Below are 20,248 nucleotides of genomic sequence, written 5' to 3' on the forward strand. Positions count from 1 at the left end.
GCCGGTCAGGCCTCGGCCGCAGCCAGCGCGGGCGCCGGGGCCGGCGCGGCCGGAGCCGGCGTGGTCGCCACGGCCGCGCGGGTGCGGCGCACGCGGGCGAAGCCGTAGGCGGCGGCGGACGCGACGACCAGGCAGACGACACCGGCCAGCATGAGCGCGGCGCGGGGGCCGAGGGTGTCGCAGAGCGCGCCGAGCGCGGGGCCGCCCACCGCGCCGGACGCGGCGCCGACCATGCCCTGCGCGGCGATGACGCGGCCGCGCAGGTGGCCGGGGCTGTCCAGCTGGACGCGGGTGGCGACGGTGGTGTCCAGGACGACGGCGCCGGCCGCGATCGGCAGCATCGCGGCGCCGAACAGCGCCAGGTTCGGCGCGAAACCGCTGAGCAGCTGGCCCGCGGAGCAGATCGTCGCCGTGATCAGCAGCAGCCTGAGCGGGAGCCGGGTGCGGGACGCGGCGTACACGCCGCCGAGGACGGTACCGACGGCGAAGAGCACCGACAGGGCGCCGTAGCCGCCGGCGCCGCCGTGCAGCGGCCCCTGGCTCATCGCCGCCATCGTCACCTGGTAGTTGCGACCCAGGCTGCCGAGCGCGAAGGCCAGCCCGAACATGATCAGCAGGCGGGGGTTGCCGAGGACGTACCGGAACCCGGCGACGATGCCGCGCTCGCCCGGCTCGGCGGGCGGCAGCACGTGCAGCTCCCTGGTGCGCATCAGCCCGATGGCGACCAGCACGCCGAGGAAGCTCACCGCGTTGGCCGCGAACGCGCCGGGCACGCCCGCCAGCGGGATGATCACGCCGGCGAGGCTCATGCCGAGGATCCGGCCGCCGGAGCTCAGCACCGAGCCGAGCGCCAGGCCGTTGGACAGGTCCTCCGGGCCGACGACCTCGGCGCCGAACCGGCCGAGCGCGGGCGAGGTCATCGCGGTGACCATGCCCGACGCCAGCGAGATCGCGTACAGGCCGCCGGTGCCGGACGGGTCGCCGGCGGCGATCACCGCGAGCACCGTGGACAGCGCCGCCTGGGCGATCTGCCCGGCCGCCACGACGTACCGGGCGGGGAGCCGGTCGGCGATCACGCCGCCCCACGGGCCGAGCAGCATGGTCGGCAGGGCCTGCAGGACCAGGCCCAGCCCGACGCTGGTGGCCGAGTGGGTGATGGACAGGATGAGCCAGTTCATCGCCAGGACCTGCATCCACGTCCCGGTGATCGAGACGAAGTCCGCGGTGGCCCAGAGCCGGTAGTTGTGATGGCGCATCGAGCGCAGCATCACCGGGATCGCCAAGGTCCTCTCCCCTTCAAAGGCACTGTCAAAGGGGGTTAAACGCCACCGCTTCGATGGAACGTTCCGGTCAAGGGAAGTGCGTGAGCCATGTCACGTTTGACCAGGTCAGGCTCGGGGAGCGGCGAACCGGCCCGGAGCCCCCGCCCCGCCGGGGATCCCGCCCGCCGCGGCCGCCCGCCGCCGTGTTTCCTGGGAGGGCGCACGGGCACGTCCCCGATGAACAGGCGGACACCCAGGGAGCATCCGGACATGACGACGATCGCCACCACCAATCCCGCGACCGGGGACGTGGAGAAGACCTTCGACGAGCTGACCGACGAGGAGATCGACCGGCGCATCGGGCGGGCCGCCGAGACGTTCGCCGCGTACCGCACGACCGGCCTCGGGCGCCGCGCGGAATGGATGAACGCCGCCGGCCGCATCCTGGACGACGAGGCCGAGCAGATCGGCGCGATGCTCACCACCGAGATGGGCAAGACGCTCAAGGCCGCGATCGCCGAGGCGCGCAAGTGCGCGAAGGCGTGCCGGTACTACGCCGCGCACGCCGCGGAGTTCCTCGCCGACCGGCCCGCCGACCCCGAGGCGGTGGGGGCCCGGGACGCCTACGTCCGCTACCAGCCGCTCGGGCCCGTGCTGGCGGTGATGCCGTGGAACTTCCCGCTCTGGCAGGTGATCCGCTTCGCCGCGCCGGGGCTGATGGCGGGCAACGTGGGCCTGCTGAAGCACTCCTCGAACGTCCCGCAGACGGCGCTGTTCCTGGAGGACCTGTTCCGCCGCGCGGGGTTCCCCGAGGGCGCGTTCCAGACCCTGCTGATCGGCTCGGCGAAGGTCGAGCGGGTGCTGCGCGACCCGCGGGTCAAGGCGGCCACGCTGACGGGCAGCGAACCGGCGGGGCGGTCGGTCGCCGCGATCGCCGGGGACGAGATCAAGCCGACGGTGCTGGAGCTCGGCGGCAGCGACCCGTTCGTCGTGATGCCGTCGGCCGACCTCGCGGCGGCCGCGGAGGCGGCGGCCACGTCCCGCTGCCTGAACAACGGGCAGAGCTGCATCTCCGCCAAGCGGTTCATCGTCGACCGCGGCTGCGCCGACGAGTTCGAGCGGCTGTTCGTGGCGAACATGCGGGCGCTGAAGGTCGGCGACCCCATGGACGAGGACACCGACGTCGGCCCGCTGGTCAGCGAGCAGGGCCGCGCCGACGTCGAGGAGCTGGTCGCCGACGCGGTGGGCAAGGGCGCGACCGTGCTGTGCGGGGGCGAGCGCCCGGACCGTCCCGGCTGGTACTACCCGCCGACGGTGATCGGCGGCGTGACGCGGGACATGCGGATGTTCCACGAGGAGGTCTTCGGGCCGGTGGCGTCGCTGTTCCGGGTCGACGGCGCGGAGGAGGCCGTCGAGCTGGCGAACGCCACCGGGTTCGGCCTCGGGTCCAACGCCTGGACGCGGGACGAGGGCGAGCGGGAGCTGTTCGTCCGCGAGCTGGACGCGGGCCAGGTCTTCGTCAACGGGATGACCACGTCCTACCCGGAGCTGCCCTTCGGCGGCGTGAAGCGGTCCGGGTACGGGCGCGAGCTGTCCGCCCAGGGCATGCACGCGTTCTGCAACGTCAAGACCGTATGGGCGGCCTGATCGCCAGCGGCGCGCGATCGTCGGCGGCCGTGATCGCCAAGGGCTAGGCTGGCCGCGGAGGTGGCGCTGTGACGCGGATCGAGCAGGGCGCGGTCGTGGTCCGGGGGGACGAGGTCGAGACGATCGGGGACGTGCCCGCGGCGGTGCGGCTGCTCGCCGACTCCAGCAGCACCGGCGGCGCGCTCAGCACCCAGCGGGTGACGCTGGCGGCCGGCGGGAACGGGGCGACCCCGCACTACCACGCCGGGTCCACGGAGCTGTTCTACATGCTGGGCGGCACCGCGCAGATCCTCGCCGGGGAGCAGGTGCTGGAGGCCGGCGAGGGCGACCTCGTCGTGGTGCCGCCGAGGATGGCGCACGCGTTCGCCGCCAAGCCCGGCACCACCGCCGACCTGCTGATCGTCATCACGCCGGGCGTCGAGCGGTTCGACTACTTCCGGCTGCTCGGCCGGCTCGGGAAGGGCGAGGCGACGCTGGACGAGCTGCTGGAGTCGCAGGAGCGGTTCGACAACCACTTCCTCGACAGCCCCGAATGGACCGAGGCCCGGTCCTGACCTAGGGGACGACCCGGAACGTCGTGCGGGCGGGAGCGCCCCCGGCGCCGGCGGAGAAGGTGTGCGTGCCGAGGGGCAGCGGGCCCGCCACGAACTCGTGGGCCTGGTTCACCGCGTAGTTGAAGGTGCCCATGTGGTCGACGACCGGTCCGGGGCGCTCGCCGTAGCCGTCGAGGCTCACCTGGATGCGCTCCCCCGGGCGCCAGCCCGTCCCGTGCACGACGAAGACCGTCGCGCCGTCGCCCTGCGGCTGGTTGACGACGATCCGCGGGTCCCCGGTGGGGCGGTCGCCGGCGCCGCCCAGCGGGGCCGGCGGTTCCGCCGCCCTCCCGGCGGGCGGCCGTCCCGCGTCCGGGGACGTCCCGGCGGAGTCGCCGCCCGACCAGAAGGTCCGGGCCAGCAGCGCGCCGACGCCGATCAGCACGACCGCGGCCACCGAGGCGATCGTGTTGCGGGGCTCGCGGAAGAACGTCCGCGCCGTCGAGGCCGACGACCGGCCGTCCCGCGCGCCTCCGATCACCACTGGCGGGCGCTCCCGCACCGCCACGGGGTCCTCGGGCCGCGGACCCTCCGGCCCCGGTTCGGCGACCGGGAGCCGCGGTCCCGCCGCGTAGTCCCTGACCAGGCCCAGCGCCGTGCCGGACAGGCCGGGCTCGTCGCGGCCGTGGCGCAGGTACTCCGCCACCGACGCCAGCACGTCCCCGGGCGACGGCCGCCGTCCGGGGTCGCGGGCCAGGCAGCCGCGCACCAGCGTCTCCAGCTCCACGGCGAGCCCGGACAGGTCCGGCGGCAGGGTGGCGAGCTGCGCCATCAGCTCCAGCACGCCCTCGCCCCGGTAGGGGCCGTGCCCGGTCGCCGCGTACAGCAGGGTCGCGCCCAGCGCGTAGACGTCGCTCGCGGCCGTCACGACCCGCGACCCCTGCGCCTGCTCGGGCGCCATGAACGCGGGGGTGCCGACCGCGACGCGGCTGAGCGTCATCCGGGCCCGCTCCCGCGCGTGCGCCAGGCCGAAGTCGATCACCCGCGGCCCGTCCGCGCACACCAGCACGTTGGACGGCTTGAGATCGCGGTGGACGAGGCCCGCCGCGTGGATCGACTCGAGCGCCTCCGCGCATCCGCCCGCCAGCCACCGCACCGCCGCGACGGGCAGCGGCCCCGCCTCCGCGACCAGCAGCTCCAGCGAGGGCGCCGGGACGTACGCCGTCGCGAGCCAGGGCACCGCGGCGTCGGGGTCGGCGTTCACGACCGAGGCGGTGTAGATCCCGCTGACCCGCCGGGCCGCCGCGGCCTCGTGCGCGAAGCGGGCGCGGAAGTCGGTCTCGCGGGCCAGCTCGGCCCGGATCGTCTTGACCGCGACGAGCCGCCCCGCCGCGGAGCGGCCCAGGTAGACGCGGCCCATGGAGCCCGACCCGAGCCTGCCGAGGAGCACGTACGGCCCCGTGGCGGCGGGGTCGCCCGCCTCCAGGGGGCCGAGCGGCGCGTCGCGCCTGACCATGTCGCCTCCCGCGGCCGCCTGCCTCACATGGTGCACAACGCGGGACGCCGATGGCCGCCGCGGGCGCGAAGCGTCCGATGGCGGCCAAGGGCCCGGCCCGCGCGGTGCGCGGGCCGGGGCGGGTCAGAGCAGGTCAGGGCCGGTCAGGGCGGACCAGAGCGGGTCAGGCGCTCTTGTGGGCCTCCGCCTCGCGCCGCACCTCGTCCATGTCGAGGGCGCGGGCCTGCGAGATGAGGTCCTCCAGGGCCTCCTCCGGCAGCGCGCCCGGCTGGGAGTACAGCACCACCCGGTCCCGGACGACCATCAGCGTCGGGATCGAGCTGATCTGGAAGGCCGCCGCGAGGTCCTGCTCGGCCTCGGTGTCGACCTTGGCGAAGACGACGTCCGGGTGCTTCTCCGACACCCGCTCGTACACGGGGGCGAACTGGCGGCACGGCCCGCACCAGGACGCCCAGAAGTCGACCAGCACCATGCCGTCGCCGCCGACGGTCTCGTCGAACGTCTCGCGCGTCAGGGCCTTCGTAGCCATCACCGTTCTCCTCTCAGGGTCCTTACCGCTACGGCAACACCGGCCCGGGCGGCGCGATTCCCCGCGGCCGCGCGGGCGCCGCGCGACCGGGCGATTACGCCCGTACGGACGTGTCAGGGCGCGGTGTAAGCGAGACGAAATCGCCGTTCATTACCGTCCGGAACGAGGCTCACCCCGTCCTGGAAGGCGGCTCATGTCGGGTACGAGAGTCCTTGCGAGAGCGAGCGGCGCCGGGATCACCGCGACGGGGCGGCCGGGCGGCGCCCGGGAGGGCGCGGCGCGGTCCGCCGTCCGCTTCGAGGTGCTCGGGTCGCTGCGGGTGCGCGGCGCGGCCGGGCCCGTGCGGCTCGGCACCCCGAAGACGCGCGGGCTGCTGGCGGCGCTGCTGTGCGGCCCGAACCGGCCCGTCGCGCTGGAGACGCTGGTGGACGCCCTGTGGGGCGAGGAGCCGCCGAAGTCGGCCACGAAGAACGTCCAGTCGTACGTGCACCGGCTGCGCCGCGCGCTCGGCGACCCGGACCGGATCGTGCGGACGGGGCCGGGCTACCTGCTGCGGGTGCGGCCCGGCGAGCTGGACGCGCACGCCTTCGAACGGCTCGTCCGGGAGGGCGGCGCGGCGGCCCGGCGGGGCGACGACGCCCGCGCGGCGCGGCTGCTGCGCGACGCGGCGGCCGCCTGGCGCGGCGAGGACGCCTACGCGGGCGTGCCGGACGTCCCGCTGGTGCGGGCCGAGGCGCGGCGCCTCGCCGAGGCCCGGCTCGCGGCGCTGCGCGACCGGATCGACGCGGAGCTGCGGCTCGGCCGGCACGCGGCGCTCGTGCCGGAGCTGTGCGCGCTGACGGCGCGGCACCCGCTGCGCGAGGAGCTGTGGGAGCGGCTGATGACGGCGCTGTACCGGTCGGGGCGGCAGGCGGACGCGCTGCGCGCCTTCGGCGACGCGCGGCGGGTCCTCGCCGAGGAGGCCGGGCTGGATCCCGGCCCGGGCCTGCGGGAGCTGCAGCGGGCGATCCTCGCGGGCGACCCGGCCCTCGCGCCGCCGGTGCGGCCGGCGGAGGTCCTCGAACGGTTCATGCGGGCGCTGGACGCCGACCTGCCGGCGGAGGACGCCGAGCGGGCCGCGCTGTGCCACAGCATCCTCGCCGGGCGCCGGCTGATCGCCGCGCTCGACGACGCGGCCGGCGAGCTGCTGCGCGCCCTCGGCTCCCGCTGACGGAGCGCCGGCCCGGCCCTGCCTCAGCCCGGGGCCGGCGCTCCGGCGGCTCGCTCAGTGGACGGTCTGCGGGACCTTCCACGGGTTGTCGTCGCGCAGCGGCGGCGGCAGCAGCTCCTGCGGCCAGCCCTGGAAGGCGACGGGCCGCAGGAACCGCTCGATCGCGGCCGTGCCGACCGACGTGGTGGCGGGCGCGGTCGTGGCCGGGTACGGCCCGCCGTGCTCCATCGCGTAGCTGACGGCGACGCCGGTGGGCCACTGGTTCCACAGCACGCGCCCGCTGCGGTCCGCGAGCACGCCGGTGAGCGCGGCGAGGTCGCCGGTCTCGTCCTGCTCGGCGTGCAGCGACGTGGTGAGCTGGCCGGGCAGCGCGGCGACGGCGTCGGCGACGTCGGCGAGGTCGTCGTAGGTGACGACGAGGCCGAGCGGGCCGAAGCACTCCTGCCCGGCGGCGTCGGCGTCGGCGCGGAACGCCGCGAGGTCCATGGTCAGCAGGCGCGGCGCGGTGGACGCCCCGTCCTCCGGCCACACGACGCGGCGGACGCCGGGGCGGCCGCCGAGCGCGTCGGAGACCGACAGGAAGCCGGCCTCGATGCGGTCGTTCAGCATCGGCGCGGCGGCGACGCCGCGCAGCCGCTCGGCGATCTCGTCCACCAGCGCCTCGGGCGCGAACAGCAGGCCCGGGTTGGTGCAGAACTGCCCGGCGCCCAGGGTGAGGGACGCGGCGTAGCCCTGCGCGATCTCGTCGGGCCGCGTCTCGGCGGCGCGCGGGGTCACCACGGTCGGGTTGACGCTGCCGAGCTCGCCGAAGAACGGGATCGGGGTCGGCCGCTCCGCCGCGATCTTCGCGAGGGCGAGGCCGCCCTTCTCCGAGCCGGTGAACGCGGCGGCGGCGATGCCGGGGTGCCGCAGCGCCTCGACGCCCTCCGCCTCGCCCTCGATCAGGCCGAACACGCCGTCCGGCAGCCCGGCGCCGGCGATGATCTCGGCGGTGCGGCGGGACAGCCGGGGGTGGCCGGGGTGCGCCTTGAGCACGACGGGGCAGCCGGCGGCGAGCGCGGAGGCGGTGTCGCCGCCCGCGACGCTGAACGCGAACGGGAAGTTGCTGGCGGCGAACACCAGCACCGGGCCGAGCGCCGTCCGGTAGCGGCGCAGGTCGGGCCGGGGCCCGCTCGGCCACTGCGGGTCGGGGCGGTCGATGCGGGCGTCGTAGAACGCGCCCTCCCGCACCTGGTCGGCGAACAGCCTCAGCTGGAACGTGGTGCGGGTGAGCTCGCCGTTCAGCCGGGTCTCGCCCAGGTGGCTCTCCTCGTCGGCGAGGGCGACCAGCTCGGCGCGGGCGGCCTCCAGGGCGTCCGCGATCGCGGTCAGGCCCTCGGCGCGCTCCTGGGGAGGGGCCGCGGCCCATCCGGCCGCGGCGGACACGGCGGCGGCGACGGCCTGGTCCGGTGTCATGAGGTGCTCCCTTCGTCCCCGGCGTGCGGGGTGGTGCGGACGGTCCCCGAACCCCGATTCTCCACCGAGTTCCGGTACCCGTAGAACGCGTAGACGATCAGGCCGAGCAGCATCCAGACCACGAACCGGACCCACATGACCCAGTCGAGGTTGGCGATCAGCCAGATCGAGAAGCCGATGCCGACCAGCGGCACCAGCGGCACCCAGGGGGTGCGGAACGAGCGCGGCAGGTCCGGCCGGGTCCGGCGCATCACCACGACCGCGACGGCGACCACGATGAACGCCATCAGGATGCCGATGTTGGTGAGGTCGGCGGCCTCCTTGATCGGCAGGAACCCGGCGATGACCGCCGAGCCGATCCCGACGAGCCAGATGACGCGGTCGGGGACCTGCCGCTTCGGGTGGTTCCTGGCGAAGTAGGCGGGCAGCAGCCCGTCCCGGCTCATCGAGAACCAGACGCGGGTGACGGCGAGCATGTTCGCCAGCGCGGAGGTGGTGATGCCGATGACGGCGCCGACCGCGACGACCGTGCCGAGGCCGGCGAGGCCGACGGAGGCGAGCGCGCTGGAGAACGGGCTCTTGACGTCGATGTGCCGGTAGTCCTGCATGCCCAGCAGCACGATGCAGACGAGCAGGTAGATGACGGCCGCGATGGCGAGCGAGATGACGATCGCCTTCGGCAGCACCTTCTTGGCCTCGGCGCTCTCCTCGGCCGCGGCGCTCATCGCGTCGTAGCCGTAGACGGCGAAGAACGTGGTGGCGGCGCCGGAGATCGCGCCGCCGATGCCGAAGGGCAGGAACGGGCTGAAGTTGCCGCCGGAGATGTGGAACGCTCCCGCGATCACGACCAGGGCGACGATGCCGAGCTTCACGACGACGAGGATCGTCTCGAACCGCGCCGACTCCTTCGTCCCGCGCGACAGCACGAACGCCAGCAGCAGGCACAGCAGCGCGGCGAACAGGTCGACCTTGTGGCCGGAGCCGGTGCCGGGCGCGCCGAGCGCCCAGTGCGGGATGTCGAGGCCGACCTGGTCGAGGATGTACGACAGGTAGCCGGAGATGGCGATGGCGACGACCGCGACGATCGCGGTGTACTCCAGCAGCAGGTCCCAGCCGATCGCCCAGCCGACCGCCTCGCCGAGCGCGGCGTAGGAGTAGGTGTAGGCGGAGCCGGCCTTCGGGATGAGCCCGGCGAACTCGGCGTAGCAGAGCGCGGCGGCGCTGCTGGCGATGATCGCGATGAGGAACGAGATCATCACGCCGGGGCCGGCGTCGTCGTGCGCGACGACGCCGGCGAGCGAGAACACGCCGGCGCCGACGAGGCCGCCGAGGCTGAGCGCGACGAGCTGCCACAGGCCCATGGTGCGGCGCAGGCCGCCGGCGGTCTCCTCCTCCGACGAGTCGACCGGCTTCAGGCGGAAGATTCCCGCTCGGGTGAAGAGCCCGCGTGCGGCCGGATCGGCCGAGGGCGGCGTTTTCGGCATGGCTTGGGACATGACGGTCCCTCCCGGATGGGTCAGGGGTTACCAGGGGTGGGTGGTGCGGCGGCCGGCGCGGTTCGGCCGGCCGCCGTGCGGAGCCCGGACGGGGGCCGCGGCCCCGGAACGGGAAAGGCCGATCGGGCTAGAGGACGAAGCCCTCGGGGAAGGGATCGGCGGGGTCGAGCAGGTAGGTGGCGTTGCCGGTGATCCAGGCGCGGCCGGTGAACTCGGGGATCACCGCGGGCAGCCCGCCGGCCTCGGCGGTGCCGACGAGCCGGCCGGTGAACCGGGTGCCGATGAACGACTCGTTCACGAACTCGGTGTGCAGCGGCAGCTCGCCGCGCGCGTGCAGCTGCGCCATCCGCGCGGACGTGCCGGTGCCGCACGGCGACCGGTCGAACCAGCCGGGGTGGATCGCCATGGCGTTCCGGGAGCGCTTCGCGTCCGAGCCGGGCGCGAGGAACTGCACGTGCTTGCAGCCGCCGATCAGCGGGTCGCCGGGGTGCACCGGGCGGTCGGTCTCGTTGATCGCCTCCATGATCGCGAGCCCGGCCTTGAGGATGTCGTCCTTGCGGGCCCGGTCGAACGGCAGCCCGAGCCGCTCCAGCTCGGTGATGGCGTAGAAGTTGCCGCCGTACGCCATGTCGTAGCGGACCTCGCCGAGGCCCGGCACGTCGACGACGGCGTCCCGGCGCAGCGCGAACGCCGGGACGTTGCGGAGCGTGACGTTCTCGGCGACGCCGTCGCGGACCGCGACGCGGGCCTCGACGAGCCCGGCCGGGGTGTCCAGCCGGACGATCGTCTCCGGCTCGGTCACCTCGACCATCCCGGTCTCGACCAGCACGGTCGCGACCCCGATGGTGCCGTGCCCGCACATCGGCAGGAACCCGCTGACCTCGATGTACACCACGCCCCAGTCGGCGTCCGGCCGGGTCGGCGGCTGGAGCAGCGCCCCGCTCATCGCGGGGTGGCCGCGCGGCTCGTCCACGAGGAACCGGCGCAGCCCGTCGAGGTGCTCGACGGCGTGCCGGCGGCGCTCGGCCATCGTCCCGCCCGGGATGGGCGCGACGCCGCCGGTGACGACGCGGGTCGGCATGCCCTCGGTGTGCGAGTCGACCGCGGTGATCGACCGGGCCGAGCGCATCAGGCGGCCTGCCGCTGGGCGAGGGCCTCGATGGCGCGGGCCATGTCGGCGGTGACGCCGGCGCGGTGCTCGTCGGTGAGCGGGCCGCGCGGCGGGCGGCAGGGGCCGCCGTACCGGCCGACCTGCTCCATGCCGAGCTTGATCGCCTGGACGAACTCGGTGCGCGAGTCCCACCGGAACGCGGCGACGAGCGGCTCGTACAGGGCGCGGGCCTCCTCCAGCTTCCCGGTGGTGGCGAGCTCGTACAGCAGCGCGGACTCGGCCGGGAACACGTTCGGGAAGCCGGCGAACCAGCCGGTGGCGCCCATCAGCAGCGCCTCCAGGGTGACGTCGTCGGCGCCGGCGACGACCTCCAGGCCGGGGGCCTTCTCCTTGATCTCCAGGACGCGGCGGACGTCGCCGGAGAACTCCTTGACCGCGACGATGTTCTCGATCTGCGCGATCTCGGCGAGCAGGTCGGGGGTGAGGTCGACCTTGGTGTCGATCGGGTTGTTGTAGACCATGACGGGCAGCCCGACGGACGCGACGGCCTCGTAGTGGGCGATGACCTCGCCGCGGTTGGCCCGGTACATCGTCGGGGGGAGGCACAGCACGCCGTGCGCGCCGTCCTCGGCTGCCAGCTCGGTCCAGTGCCTGGCCTGGTGGGAGCCGGGGCCGTGCACGCCGACCACGACGACGCCGTCCTGGCCGACGGCCTCGACGGCGGTGCGGGCGACGCGGCGGCGCTCCTCGTCGGTCAGCGAGGAGTACTCGCCGAGGGAGCCGTTCGGTCCGACGCCGCGGCAGCCGTTGTCGACGAGCCAGCGGCAGTGCTCGGCGTACTTGTCGTAGTCGACGGCGAGCCCGGCGGGAGCGGTGGCGTCCTCGTAGTAGGGCAGCGCCGTCGCAACGATGACGCCGCCGAGGCTGAGGAGCTTGGTGTCGCTCATCGGGCGCTCTCTTTCTGGTCGGGGTTCCTGGGGTTATCGGTGTTGTCGGTGTTCTCGATGGGAGGGCTTGCGAGTTCGCCGAGCCGGATGGGCTGGGCGATGGGACGGTGATGGGGGTTCGCCCCGGGCACCGTGCCGGAGAGCAGGTCGGCGACCGTGGGGCCGCAGATGCGGGCCTGGCACGGTCCGAGCCCGGCGCGGGTGCCGAGCTTGACCGCGCGGGCGGACCCGCCCGCCTTCTCGCCGGCCGCGCGGCGCAGGGAGCCGCAGGTGGTCTCCTCGCAGCGGCAGACGACGGTCTCGTCGCGCAGCCAGCCGGGCCAGGCCGCGCCGATCGGGTGGGCGGCGGCGAGCCGGGCGGCGAACGCGCGGGCCCGGTCGCGGCGGCGGCGCAGCGCGGCCGCCTCGCGGGCGGCGGGGTCGCCTCCCCCGGCGATCCAGCCGGCGAGCAGGCCCTCGGTGCGGGCGGCGGGCGCCCCGCCGATGCCGGTGATCTCGCCGGCCGCGTAGACGCCGGGCGCGGTGGTGCGCTGGTCGGCGTCCACCTCGGTGAAGGCGCCGCCGGGCGCGCGGGTGAGCGCGCAGCCGGCCGCGACGGGCAGTTCGAGCTGCGGGCTGAAGCCGTGGGTGACGCACAGCGCGTCCACCGGGACGGTGCGCTCGGTGCCGGGGACGACCGACCAGTCGGGACGCAGCCGCGCCGTGACCGCCTCTTCCACGCGCCCGTCGCCCCGGGCCTCGATCACGGCGCGGCCCGTCCGGTACGGGACGCGGTGCCGGGCCAGCAGCCCCGCGTACTCGGCGAGCTCCCCGGCCTTGCCGGCCTGCGAGGCCAGCTCCCACGGGCGGCGGGCCCAGCCGCGCGCGACGGTCGCGGCGGGGTTGGCCTCCAGCACCTCCGTGACGGTGGCGCCGGCCTCGATCAGTGACGCGGCGACCGGGAGAAGGAACGGTCCAGAACCGGCGATCAGGACGGGGTCGCCGACGATGAGGCGCTCCCCCTTGGCGAGCGCCTGCGCGGCACCGGCTGTGTAGACGCCGGGCAGCTCCCATCCCGGGAACGGCAGGACGCGGTCGTGGGCGCCGGGCGCGAGGACCAGCGCGTCCGGGCGCAGGACGCGGCGCTCGCGTCCGGCGGCGTCGGCCTCGCCGCGCAGTACGTGGACGATCGGCGCGCCCTCGTCGGGCCGTTCGAGCGACCAGACGGTGCTCTCCGGCCACCAGTCGCAGCGCGGATGCCCGAGGACGTGGTCGCGGAGCCGCTCGAAGCCGCGCCAGCCGTGGTGCAGGCGTCCGGGGCGCTCGGCGGCGAACGCGTCGGGGAGCATCCGGTGGTACTGGCCGCCGGGGTGCTCGGACGCGTCGATCAGCGTGACGTCCGCACCGGCGCGCAGCGCGCCCGCCGCGGCACCGAGACCGGCGGGCCCGGCGCCGACGACCACGACGCGGCTCATCGGGCGTCCTCCGCCCGGGACTGGGTGGCGACGGCGTCGCCGTCGTGGGCGCGGCGGCGGCAGGCCCGCACGTCGCGGACGCCGTTGACGGTGACGAGGCAGTCGAAGCAGGCGCCGATCCCGCAGAACACGCCGCGCGGGGCGCCGGACGGCCCGGACCGCCAGGTGCGGCGCCCGGAGGCGAGCAGCACGCCGGCGATCGTCTGCCCGGCGACGCCGTCGACGGGCTCGCCGTCCACGGTGATCCGCAGCGGGACGTCGGGGCGGCGCCCGGCCGCGTCCCCGGCCGCGGGCACGAGTCTCGCGCTCACAGGTTCTCTCCTTCGGACTGGACGGCGGGCCGGTCGGCGCGGAACGGCGCCGCGTCGATCGCGGGCTCGCGGCCGAGCATCAGGTCGCGCAGCACGGCGGCGGTCCCGGCGGACAGCCCGATCCCGGCGCCCTCGTGCCCGGTGGCGTGCCAGAGGCCGTCCAGTTCCGGGTCGGCGCCGATGACCGGCAGATGGTCGGGGACGAACGGGCGGAACCCGCCGTAGGCGCGGATCACCGGCACGCCGGCGAGCATCGGGAACAGCCGGAGCGCCTTGGCGGCGATGACCGACAGCACCTCGGGGCGGAGCCGGTCGTCGAACCCGACGCGGCGGCGCGACGAGCCGAGCAGGATCGTGCCGCCGCGGGTGGCCTCGACGACCGCGGACGCCTGGAGGTCCTCGGCGGCGCTGCCGACGGCGCCGACGTAGTCGGCGTCGTAGACCTTGTGGAAGACGGTCGGCGGCATCGGCGCGGTCACCAGCACCTCGCCGCGCCGGGGCCGCACGTCGAGCCGGACGCCGAGCCTCTTCGCCACCTCCCCCGACCAGGGCCCGGCGGCGTTGACGACCGCGTCGCCCTCGATCGTCCCGGCGGAGGTGCGGACGCCGGTGATCCGGCCGCGCCGGCGGACGGCGCCGAGCACCTCGCGGCCGGTGCGCAGCTCGGCTCCGGCGCGGACGGCGGCGGCCAGCAGGGCGGTCGCGGCGCCGGCGGGCTGCACCTGCGCGTCCTCGGGGTAGCGGACGGCCATCGCGATGTCGCGGGTGAGGTGGGGCTCGGCGGCGGCGAGCGCGGCGGCGTCCATCTCCTCGGCGATCACCCCGGCCTTGCGCTGGCCCTCGGCGAACTCGGCGAGCGCGCCGGCGCCCTCGGGCGTGGTCGCGACGACGATGCCGCCCTTGGGGTCCCATTCGGCGGCGCCGGCGTTCGGGTCGCCGTCCAGGATCGCGGGCCACAGCTCGCGGGACAGCTTCGCCAGCTCCAGCTCGGGGCCGGGCCCCTTGTCGGAGACCAGGACGTTGCCCTCGCCGTGCGCGGTGGTGCCCGCGGCGGGACCGGACCGGTCGACGACCGTGACCGCGCATCCCGCGAGGGCCAGCTCGCGGGCGCAGGCCGCACCGATCACCCCGGCGCCCAGCACCACGACCCGCGTCATCGACCCTCCCACCATGCACCGTCCAGGGCGTTCGTTAAACCGAACGATCCCGAGAGTATGTCGGTGCGCCGCGCGCTGTCAACGCGCGGATGAGACCGCCGTCACGGCGTCTCGACCAGGTGCGGCGGTTCCGCGGGCGTCGCGTGAAGCCGCTGGTCAGAGCGGTACTGCAGGAGCAGCACGGAGCGGACGGGCCCGCCCAGGGCGGTGTAGGTGTGCGGCAGCCGCGCATCGAAGCTCACGTAGTCGCCGGGCCCGAGCTCCACGTCCCGGTCGTCCACCCGAACGCCGAGCCGGCCCGCCTGCACGATCGTGTGCTCGGTCCCGACATGGCCCAGCGAGTCCTGCCGGGAGTCGGCCCTGACCTGCTGGTCGTACACCTCGAAGATCGCTCCGCCGGACTCGATGCCGCGCAGCGGCCGCAGGTCGACGCCCTCGCCGCGCAGCACCTCGACGTCGGCGCCGCGCACCACGGTCAGCCCGGACGGCTCCTGGTGGTCCAGCAGGTCGGAGATCGGCACCTCCAGGGCGCGCGACAGGCTGAACACCGTCTCGATGGTGGGATTGCCGGCGCCCGCCTCCAGCTGGGAGAGCGTCGCCTTTCCGATCTTCGACCGGCGCGACAGCTCCGACAGCGACAGCCCGAGCTCCAGCCGCGCGCGGCGCAGGTTGCCCGCCAGCACGTCCCGCACCGATTCGCCCGGACCGCCCACGTGCCCGCCCCCTTCGCCCGCGGGACGCCGATCGCCCGCGTCCCTTGCGTTCGCTTTAACGAACACGTAGTTTACCGACGGCGCCGCGCGCCGGGCGGATCGGCCCGGCGGATCGGCCCGGCGGATCGGCCCGGCGGATCGGCCCGGCGGATCGGCCCGCTACAGCGCCACCAGCCTGCCCGCCCCGGCGGCGCGGGCGCGGTCCACGATGACGGCGGCGGCCGCGGCGTCCTGCACGCCCAGCCCGACGCTGTTGTAGAAGACCACGTCGCCGGCCGCGTCCCGGCCGGGCGCGAGGCCGGCGGCGATCGGGCCGAGGGCCCGGATCCGGTCCTCGCCGAGCCGGCCGTCGCGCAGGGCCGCCACGATCGGGCCGGCCTGCCGCACGGCGGTGGCCACGTCGTCCACGACGACGGCCGCCGCGCGGGCGAGGAGCGCGCCGTCGACCTCGCTGCGGTCGGGCGCGAACGAGCCGACGCTCAGCACCGTGCAGCCCGGTTCGAGCCACTCGCCGAGGACGACCGGCTCCGCGCTGGTCGTCGCGGTGACGACGATGTCCGCGCCGGCGACGGCGGCGCGGACGTCCCCGGTCCCCTCGACCGGCAGGTCCAGCTCCGCGGCCAACTCGGCGGCGGCGCCGCACGTCCCGGCGTTGCGGCAGGCCACGGTCACCCGCTCGACCGGACGCACCCGGAGCATGGCCCGCACGTGCGCGCGGCCCTGGACGCCGCAGCCGACCACGGCGAGCCGGGACGCGCCCGGGGCCGCGAGGTGGTCGGCGGCCACCGCGCTCGCCGCGGCCGTCCGCAGGGTCGTGACCGCCTCGCCCTCGATGATCGCGACGGGCCGCCCGTCCACCGGGTCCTGCACGGTCACCAGCGCCGCGACGGTCGGCAGGCCGCGCGCGGCGTTGCCCGGCGTGACGCTGCCGAACTTCGCGACCGCGCCGGTCCCGGGGAGCCGCGACAGGTAGCCGAACGCGACCGCGCCGTCCGGCCCGTCCAGCAGGACCCGCGGCGCGAGCCGCGCCTCTCCCGTGCCGAGCGCCGCGAACGCGGCGCGCTGCGACCCGATCGCGGCCGGCAGGTCGAACACCGCGCGCACGTCGGCGGCGGACAGCAGCAGGACGTCGGCCATGCGGCGATCCTCGCGAGCCGCGCCCCGCGCTGTCGAGCCCGGAAGGGCAAGCGGTGCTTACCGATCACGACATGAGATCGCATGCTTCGTCGTCTCGACGGCCGTCCGTCGACGGATCACGCTTTTGCCAACCCGCCTGACGAGCGAGGGAGCACCGATGACGTCCACGAAACCACGGCGCCGCGGAGCGCGGTCGCACGGGCTCGCGGCGGCCGGCGCCGGGCTGCTGCTGGTCCCGCTCGCCGCCGGCTGCGGGTCGGGCGGCTCCGGCGGATCCGGCGGATCCGGCGAGGTCAAGATCGGCGTGCCGGCCCCGCTGAGCGGCGACTCCGCGTCCGCCGGCCAGGACATCCTCGCCGCGGCGAAGGTCGCCGCCGACGAGGTCAACAAGGCCGGCGGGGTGCAGGGCAAGAAGATCAAGATCGTCCAGGCGGACGACCAGTGCAGCGCGCAGCAGGGCGCGCAGGCCGCGCAGAAGCTGCTCAACAGCGGCGTGGTCGCGGTCGCCGGCGGCTACTGCTCGGGCGCGGCGGTGCCCGCGATCCCGATCTACGGGCGGCGGAGCGTGCCGTTCGTCATGGACGCCTCCACCAACCCGTCGCTGACCGACAGCGGCAAGGGCAAGGTGTTCCGGACGTGCGGGCGCGACGACAACCAGGGCCTGGTCGCGGCGAAGTTCATGACCGGCCCGCTCGGCGCGAGGCGCGTCGCGCTGCTGCACGACAACACCACCTACGCCAAGGGCCTCGCGGACGCCGCGGCGGCCTCGGTGAAGCAGGCCGGCGGGCAGGTCGTCTACGAGGACGCGCTGCAGCCCGGCCAGTCCGACTACAGCCCGGTCCTGACGAAGGTCGCCTCGACGAGGCCGGACGTGCTGTACTTCACCGGCTACTACGCCGAGGCGGGCCTGCTGATGAAGCAGCGCAAGCAGCTCGGCCTGAGGTTCACGCTGATGGGCGGGGACGCGACGACCGACGCGACCGTCCTGAAGACCGCCGGCTCCGCGGCGGACGGCTACATCGCCACCACCGCGCCGCTCGCCAAGGACCTGCCCGCCGCGTCGGGGTTCGTGTCCGCCTACAAGGCGAAGAACGGCGCCGACCCCGGGCCGTTCTCCGTCTACGAGTACGACGCGGTGAAGGTCCTCGCGAAGGTCATCGGGCAGACCGGGACGAAGGGCGCCGACATCATCAAGGGGCTGCACGGCGTCAGGGACTTCCCCGGCATCACCGGCCCCATCACCTTCGACGCGAAGGGCGACCGGACCGACCCGCTGTACATCACCGTCCACGTGCAGAACGGCGCGTTCACCGCCTACAAGAAGCTCGACAAGAGCGGCGCCTGGGTGGACGCCAAGACCTCATGAGCGCGGCGGCATGAGCGAGTTCGTCCAGTACCTGGTGAACGGCATGACCATCGGGGCGTTCCTGGCGCTGATCGCGCTCGGCTACTCGATGATCTACGGCGTGGTGCGGCTGATCAACTTCGCGCACGGCGACGTGTTCATGATCGGGGCGTTCGCCGGGTACGGGGTCCTCACCACGCTCGGCGTGACCGGCGGGTCGGCCTGGCCCGCGGTGCTCGCCGCGGTGGTGGCGGGCGCTCTCGCCACCGGCCTGGTCGGCACCGGGATCGCCCGCGCCGCCTACGTCCCGCTGCTGTCCTCGCCCCGGCTGGCGCTGCTGATCTCCGCGATCGGGGTGTCGCTGGCGCTGGAGGAGGGCGTGAAGGACCTGACGCACGCCCGGTTCAAGTCGTACCCCGGGGTGCTGGACGGCGGCCGGATCTTCAGCGGGACCGTCCGCGTCACCTACGGCCAGCTCGCGCTCGTGCTGCTGTCGGTGGCGCTGATGGCGGGGCTGTGGCTGTTCGTCACCCGGACCGTCACCGGCACCGCGATGCGGGCGCTGGCGATGGACCGGGACGCCGCGCGGCTGCAGGGCATCGACGTCGAGCGGCTCATCCTCGTCACGTTCTTCGCCGGCTCCCTGCTCGCGGGCGCCGCCGGCGTCATGTACGGGCTGTACTACGTGCAGATCAGCTTCGGGATGGGGTTCCTGATCGGGCTTCGCGCGTTCACCGCCGCGGTGCTCGGCGGCATCGGGAACCTGCCGGGGACGATGGTCGCGGGCGTGTGCATCGGGCTCGTCCAGTCGTTCGCCGCCGGGTACGTCTCGTCCCGCTGGACCGATGTGATCATCTTCGGGCTGCTGATCGCGGTGCTGGCGCTGCGGCCGACCGGGCTGTTCGGCGAGCGCGTCGTGGAGCGCGCATGAGGGCCGGGAACCCGCCGCGCCGGGACCTGGCGCTCCGGTACGGGGGCTGGCCGCTGCTGGTCGTGCTCACGCTGGCCGGCGGGCAGGTGATGGACGACTACCAGGTCACCGTCGCCGGGACGATCCTCATCTACGCGATCCTCGGGCTCGGCATCAACATCGTCGTCGGCTACGCCGGGCTGCTGGACCTCGGCTTCGCGGCGTTCTTCGCGATCGGCGCGTACACGTCCGGGCTGCTGATGGTGAAGCTGGACTGGAACTTCTGGCTGACGCTGCCGGCGGCGGTGCTCGCCGCGGCCGCCGCCGGGGTCGTGATCGGGTACCCGACGCTGCGGCTGCGCAGCGACTACCTCGCGATCGTCACCCTCGGCTTCGGCGAGATCATCCGGATCACGGTGGTGAACCTGGACGTCACCGGCGGCCCGAACGGGCTGACCGGGATCCCGCCGGTCTCGGTCGCCGGACGGCAGGTCGTCACGCCCGCCGGCTTCTTCCACCTGGCGCTCGCGTTCTTCGTCGCCGTGCTGGTCCTGACGGGCCTGCTGGCGCGGTCGCGGCTGGCGTACGCGTGGCGGGCGATCCGCTCCGACGACACCGCCGCCGAGGCGGTCGGCGTCCCGTCCCGGCGGGTGAAGCTGCTCGCCTACGTCCTCGGCGCCGCCGTCGGCGCGGTCGCCGGCCCGCTGAACGCGGCGCAGCTCGGCACCGTCGACCCGTCCAGCTTCACGTTCCTGACCTCGCTGATGGTCCTGCTGGTGGTCATCATCGGCGGGATGGGCAGCCGGCCCGGCGTGATGATCGGCGCGATCGTCATCGTCGCGCTCCCCGAGGCGCTGCGGACCGTGCAGGAGTACCGGGGGCTGTTCTTCGCGCTGCTGCTCATCGTCATCGTGATCCTGCGGCCGCAGGGCGTGTGGCCGGCCCGCCCGCGCCGGTTCCGGCTGCCCGCGCGGGCGCCGGCCGAAGCGCGGCCCGCCCCGGCCGGGCCGGGCGCGCTGCTGGAGGTGGACGGCCTGTCCCGGGAGTTCGGCGGCGTGACGGCCGTCGAGGACCTGCGGCTGCGCGCCGCCGCCGGGCAGGTGGTGAGCGTGATCGGCCCGAACGGGGCGGGCAAGACCACCGCGTTCAACTGCATCACCGGGCTGATCCCGCCGTCGGCGGGCACCGTCGCGCTCGCCGGGCGGCGGGTGCGCGGGCTGTCCCCGCACCGGGTCGCCGCCGCCGGGCTGGCCCGCACGTTCCAGAGCATCCGGCTGTTCGACGAGATGACCGTCGCCGAGAACGTGCTGATCGGCCGGTTCGCCCGCGACCGGGCGCTGCTGCGGCCGCCGCGCCGCGCCGACCTCGACGCGGTCCGCCGCTGCCTGGACTTCGTCGGGCTGGCCGGGGCGGCGGACCGGCCCGCCGGGGGCCTCCCCTACGGCGACCGGCGCCGGCTGGAGATCGCGCGGGCGCTCGCCGCCGAGCCGCGGGTGCTGCTGCTGGACGAGCCCG

Annotated in this window: 18 protein-coding genes; 6 read left to right on the top strand and 12 right to left on the bottom strand. The window is 75.1% G+C overall.

Features of this window, described 5'->3' with window-relative positions; translation table 11 throughout:
- Nucleotides 1-5 precede the first annotated feature (5 nt).
- Nucleotides 6-1,283 (bottom strand): MFS transporter, encoded by a 1,278-nt coding sequence (locus ABT299_RS48690; protein WP_500254979.1) that lies wholly within the window; start codon nucleotides 1,281-1,283, stop codon nucleotides 6-8.
- Between the two features lie 249 nt (nucleotides 1,284-1,532).
- Here ABT299_RS48690 and ABT299_RS48695 point away from each other — a divergent pair, with 249 nt between their 5' ends.
- Both ABT299_RS48695 and ABT299_RS48700 read left to right on the top strand, forming a co-directional pair.
- Nucleotides 1,533-2,909, top strand: coding sequence for an NADP-dependent succinic semialdehyde dehydrogenase (locus ABT299_RS48695; RefSeq protein WP_500254980.1), 1,377 nt, complete (start codon nucleotides 1,533-1,535; stop codon nucleotides 2,907-2,909).
- A 68-nt stretch (nucleotides 2,910-2,977) separates the two neighbouring features.
- A complete protein-coding gene (locus ABT299_RS48700; protein WP_500254981.1) occupies nucleotides 2,978-3,463 on the top strand; it encodes a cupin domain-containing protein in 486 nt (161 codons plus the stop codon).
- Nucleotide 3,464: 1 nt separating this feature from the next.
- On the opposite strand, the gene ABT299_RS48705 is transcribed toward ABT299_RS48700, so the two are convergent.
- Together ABT299_RS48705 and trxA are read right to left on the bottom strand one after the other, a co-directional pair.
- Nucleotides 3,465-4,958, bottom strand: coding sequence for a serine/threonine-protein kinase (locus ABT299_RS48705; RefSeq protein ID WP_500254982.1), 1,494 nt, complete (start codon nucleotides 4,956-4,958; stop codon nucleotides 3,465-3,467).
- 163 nt (nucleotides 4,959-5,121) lie between these two features.
- Nucleotides 5,122-5,487 (bottom strand): thioredoxin, encoded by a 366-nt coding sequence (trxA, locus tag ABT299_RS48710; protein WP_190868876.1) that lies wholly within the window; start codon nucleotides 5,485-5,487, stop codon nucleotides 5,122-5,124.
- A gap of 193 nt (nucleotides 5,488-5,680) precedes the next feature.
- On the opposite strand from trxA, the gene ABT299_RS48715 reads away from it, so the two are divergent.
- The gene (locus ABT299_RS48715; protein WP_500254983.1) at nucleotides 5,681-6,697 is read left to right on the top strand and encodes an AfsR/SARP family transcriptional regulator; all 1,017 of its coding nucleotides are present in this window, start codon (nucleotides 5,681-5,683) and stop codon (nucleotides 6,695-6,697) included.
- Between the two features lie 54 nt (nucleotides 6,698-6,751).
- On the opposite strand, the gene ABT299_RS48720 is transcribed toward ABT299_RS48715, so the two are convergent.
- The 9 genes from ABT299_RS48720 to ABT299_RS48760 all read right to left on the bottom strand — a co-directional run bounded on the left by ABT299_RS48720 (nucleotide 6,752) and on the right by ABT299_RS48760 (nucleotide 16,478).
- Nucleotides 6,752-8,152, bottom strand: a complete 1,401-nt coding sequence (locus ABT299_RS48720; protein WP_387019227.1) for an aldehyde dehydrogenase (NADP(+)) — start codon at nucleotides 8,150-8,152, stop codon at nucleotides 6,752-6,754.
- Nucleotides 8,149-9,636, bottom strand: a complete 1,488-nt coding sequence (locus ABT299_RS48725; protein ID WP_500254984.1) for an amino acid permease — start codon at nucleotides 9,634-9,636, stop codon at nucleotides 8,149-8,151. The genes ABT299_RS48720 and ABT299_RS48725 overlap by 4 nt, the downstream gene beginning before the upstream one ends.
- Nucleotides 9,637-9,775: 139 nt before the next feature.
- Nucleotides 9,776-10,777 (bottom strand): proline racemase family protein, encoded by a 1,002-nt coding sequence (locus tag ABT299_RS48730; RefSeq protein WP_500254985.1) that lies wholly within the window; start codon nucleotides 10,775-10,777, stop codon nucleotides 9,776-9,778.
- Nucleotides 10,777-11,706 (bottom strand): dihydrodipicolinate synthase family protein, encoded by a 930-nt coding sequence (locus ABT299_RS48735; RefSeq protein ID WP_387019235.1) that lies wholly within the window; start codon nucleotides 11,704-11,706, stop codon nucleotides 10,777-10,779. Before ABT299_RS48735 ends, ABT299_RS48730 begins: the two co-directional genes overlap by 1 nt.
- Nucleotides 11,703-13,160 (bottom strand): FAD/NAD(P)-dependent oxidoreductase, encoded by a 1,458-nt coding sequence (locus ABT299_RS48740; RefSeq protein WP_500254986.1) that lies wholly within the window; start codon nucleotides 13,158-13,160, stop codon nucleotides 11,703-11,705. Before ABT299_RS48740 ends, ABT299_RS48735 begins: the two co-directional genes overlap by 4 nt.
- A complete protein-coding gene (locus ABT299_RS48745; RefSeq protein WP_433255217.1) occupies nucleotides 13,157-13,471 on the bottom strand; it encodes a (2Fe-2S)-binding protein in 315 nt (104 codons plus the stop codon). The genes ABT299_RS48740 and ABT299_RS48745 overlap by 4 nt, the downstream gene beginning before the upstream one ends.
- Entirely contained in the window at nucleotides 13,468-14,628 is a 1,161-nt protein-coding gene (locus tag ABT299_RS48750) for an NAD(P)/FAD-dependent oxidoreductase (protein ID WP_500254987.1), read from the bottom strand. Before ABT299_RS48750 ends, ABT299_RS48745 begins: the two co-directional genes overlap by 4 nt.
- A gap of 101 nt (nucleotides 14,629-14,729) precedes the next feature.
- Nucleotides 14,730-15,341: a helix-turn-helix domain-containing protein gene (locus ABT299_RS48755; RefSeq protein WP_190868911.1), complete on the bottom strand. Its 612-nt coding sequence runs from the start codon at nucleotides 15,339-15,341 to the stop codon at nucleotides 14,730-14,732.
- A gap of 159 nt (nucleotides 15,342-15,500) precedes the next feature.
- Entirely contained in the window at nucleotides 15,501-16,478 is a 978-nt protein-coding gene (locus tag ABT299_RS48760) for an ornithine cyclodeaminase family protein (protein WP_190868912.1), read from the bottom strand.
- A 157-nt stretch (nucleotides 16,479-16,635) separates the two neighbouring features.
- On the opposite strand from ABT299_RS48760, the gene ABT299_RS48765 reads away from it, so the two are divergent.
- The 3 genes from ABT299_RS48765 to ABT299_RS48775 form a co-directional block, all read left to right on the top strand.
- The gene (locus ABT299_RS48765; protein ID WP_500254988.1) at nucleotides 16,636-17,844 is read left to right on the top strand and encodes a branched-chain amino acid ABC transporter substrate-binding protein; all 1,209 of its coding nucleotides are present in this window, start codon (nucleotides 16,636-16,638) and stop codon (nucleotides 17,842-17,844) included.
- A 10-nt stretch (nucleotides 17,845-17,854) separates the two neighbouring features.
- Nucleotides 17,855-18,754, top strand: a complete 900-nt coding sequence (locus tag ABT299_RS48770; RefSeq protein WP_500254989.1) for a branched-chain amino acid ABC transporter permease — start codon at nucleotides 17,855-17,857, stop codon at nucleotides 18,752-18,754.
- Nucleotides 18,751-20,248 (top strand): branched-chain amino acid ABC transporter ATP-binding protein/permease (locus tag ABT299_RS48775; protein ID WP_500254990.1); only part of this gene is annotated, 1,498 nt, incomplete at its 3' end. The genes ABT299_RS48770 and ABT299_RS48775, both read left to right, overlap by 4 nt.

This window comes from Spirillospora sp. NPDC000708, assembly GCF_040299565.1.
Classification (GTDB): Bacteria; Actinomycetota; Actinomycetes; order Streptosporangiales; family Streptosporangiaceae; genus Spirillospora.

What these genes read in the sequence shown, in the direction of transcription:
- ABT299_RS48725 (WP_500254984.1), bottom strand. Translation starts at nt 9,636, where the DNA reads ATGCCGAAAACGCCGCCCTCGGCCGATCCGGCCGCACGCGGGCTCTTC.
- ABT299_RS48770 (WP_500254989.1), top strand. Translation starts at nt 17,855, where the DNA reads ATGAGCGAGTTCGTCCAGTACCTGGTGAACGGCATGACCATCGGGGCG.
- ABT299_RS48715 (WP_500254983.1), top strand. Translation starts at nt 5,681, where the DNA reads ATGTCGGGTACGAGAGTCCTTGCGAGAGCGAGCGGCGCCGGGATCACC.
- trxA (WP_190868876.1), bottom strand. Translation starts at nt 5,487, where the DNA reads ATGGCTACGAAGGCCCTGACGCGCGAGACGTTCGACGAGACCGTCGGC.
- ABT299_RS48740 (WP_500254986.1), bottom strand. Translation starts at nt 13,160, where the DNA reads ATGAGCCGCGTCGTGGTCGTCGGCGCCGGGCCCGCCGGTCTCGGTGCC.
- ABT299_RS48765 (WP_500254988.1), top strand. Translation starts at nt 16,636, where the DNA reads ATGACGTCCACGAAACCACGGCGCCGCGGAGCGCGGTCGCACGGGCTC.
- ABT299_RS48730 (WP_500254985.1), bottom strand. Translation starts at nt 10,777, where the DNA reads ATGCGCTCGGCCCGGTCGATCACCGCGGTCGACTCGCACACCGAGGGC.
- ABT299_RS48750 (WP_500254987.1), bottom strand. Translation starts at nt 14,628, where the DNA reads ATGACGCGGGTCGTGGTGCTGGGCGCCGGGGTGATCGGTGCGGCCTGC.
- ABT299_RS48760 (WP_190868912.1), bottom strand. Translation starts at nt 16,478, where the DNA reads ATGGCCGACGTCCTGCTGCTGTCCGCCGCCGACGTGCGCGCGGTGTTC.
- ABT299_RS48720 (WP_387019227.1), bottom strand. Translation starts at nt 8,152, where the DNA reads ATGACACCGGACCAGGCCGTCGCCGCCGCCGTGTCCGCCGCGGCCGGA.
- ABT299_RS48695 (WP_500254980.1), top strand. Translation starts at nt 1,533, where the DNA reads ATGACGACGATCGCCACCACCAATCCCGCGACCGGGGACGTGGAGAAG.
- ABT299_RS48705 (WP_500254982.1), bottom strand. Translation starts at nt 4,958, where the DNA reads ATGGTCAGGCGCGACGCGCCGCTCGGCCCCCTGGAGGCGGGCGACCCC.
- ABT299_RS48735 (WP_387019235.1), bottom strand. Translation starts at nt 11,706, where the DNA reads ATGAGCGACACCAAGCTCCTCAGCCTCGGCGGCGTCATCGTTGCGACG.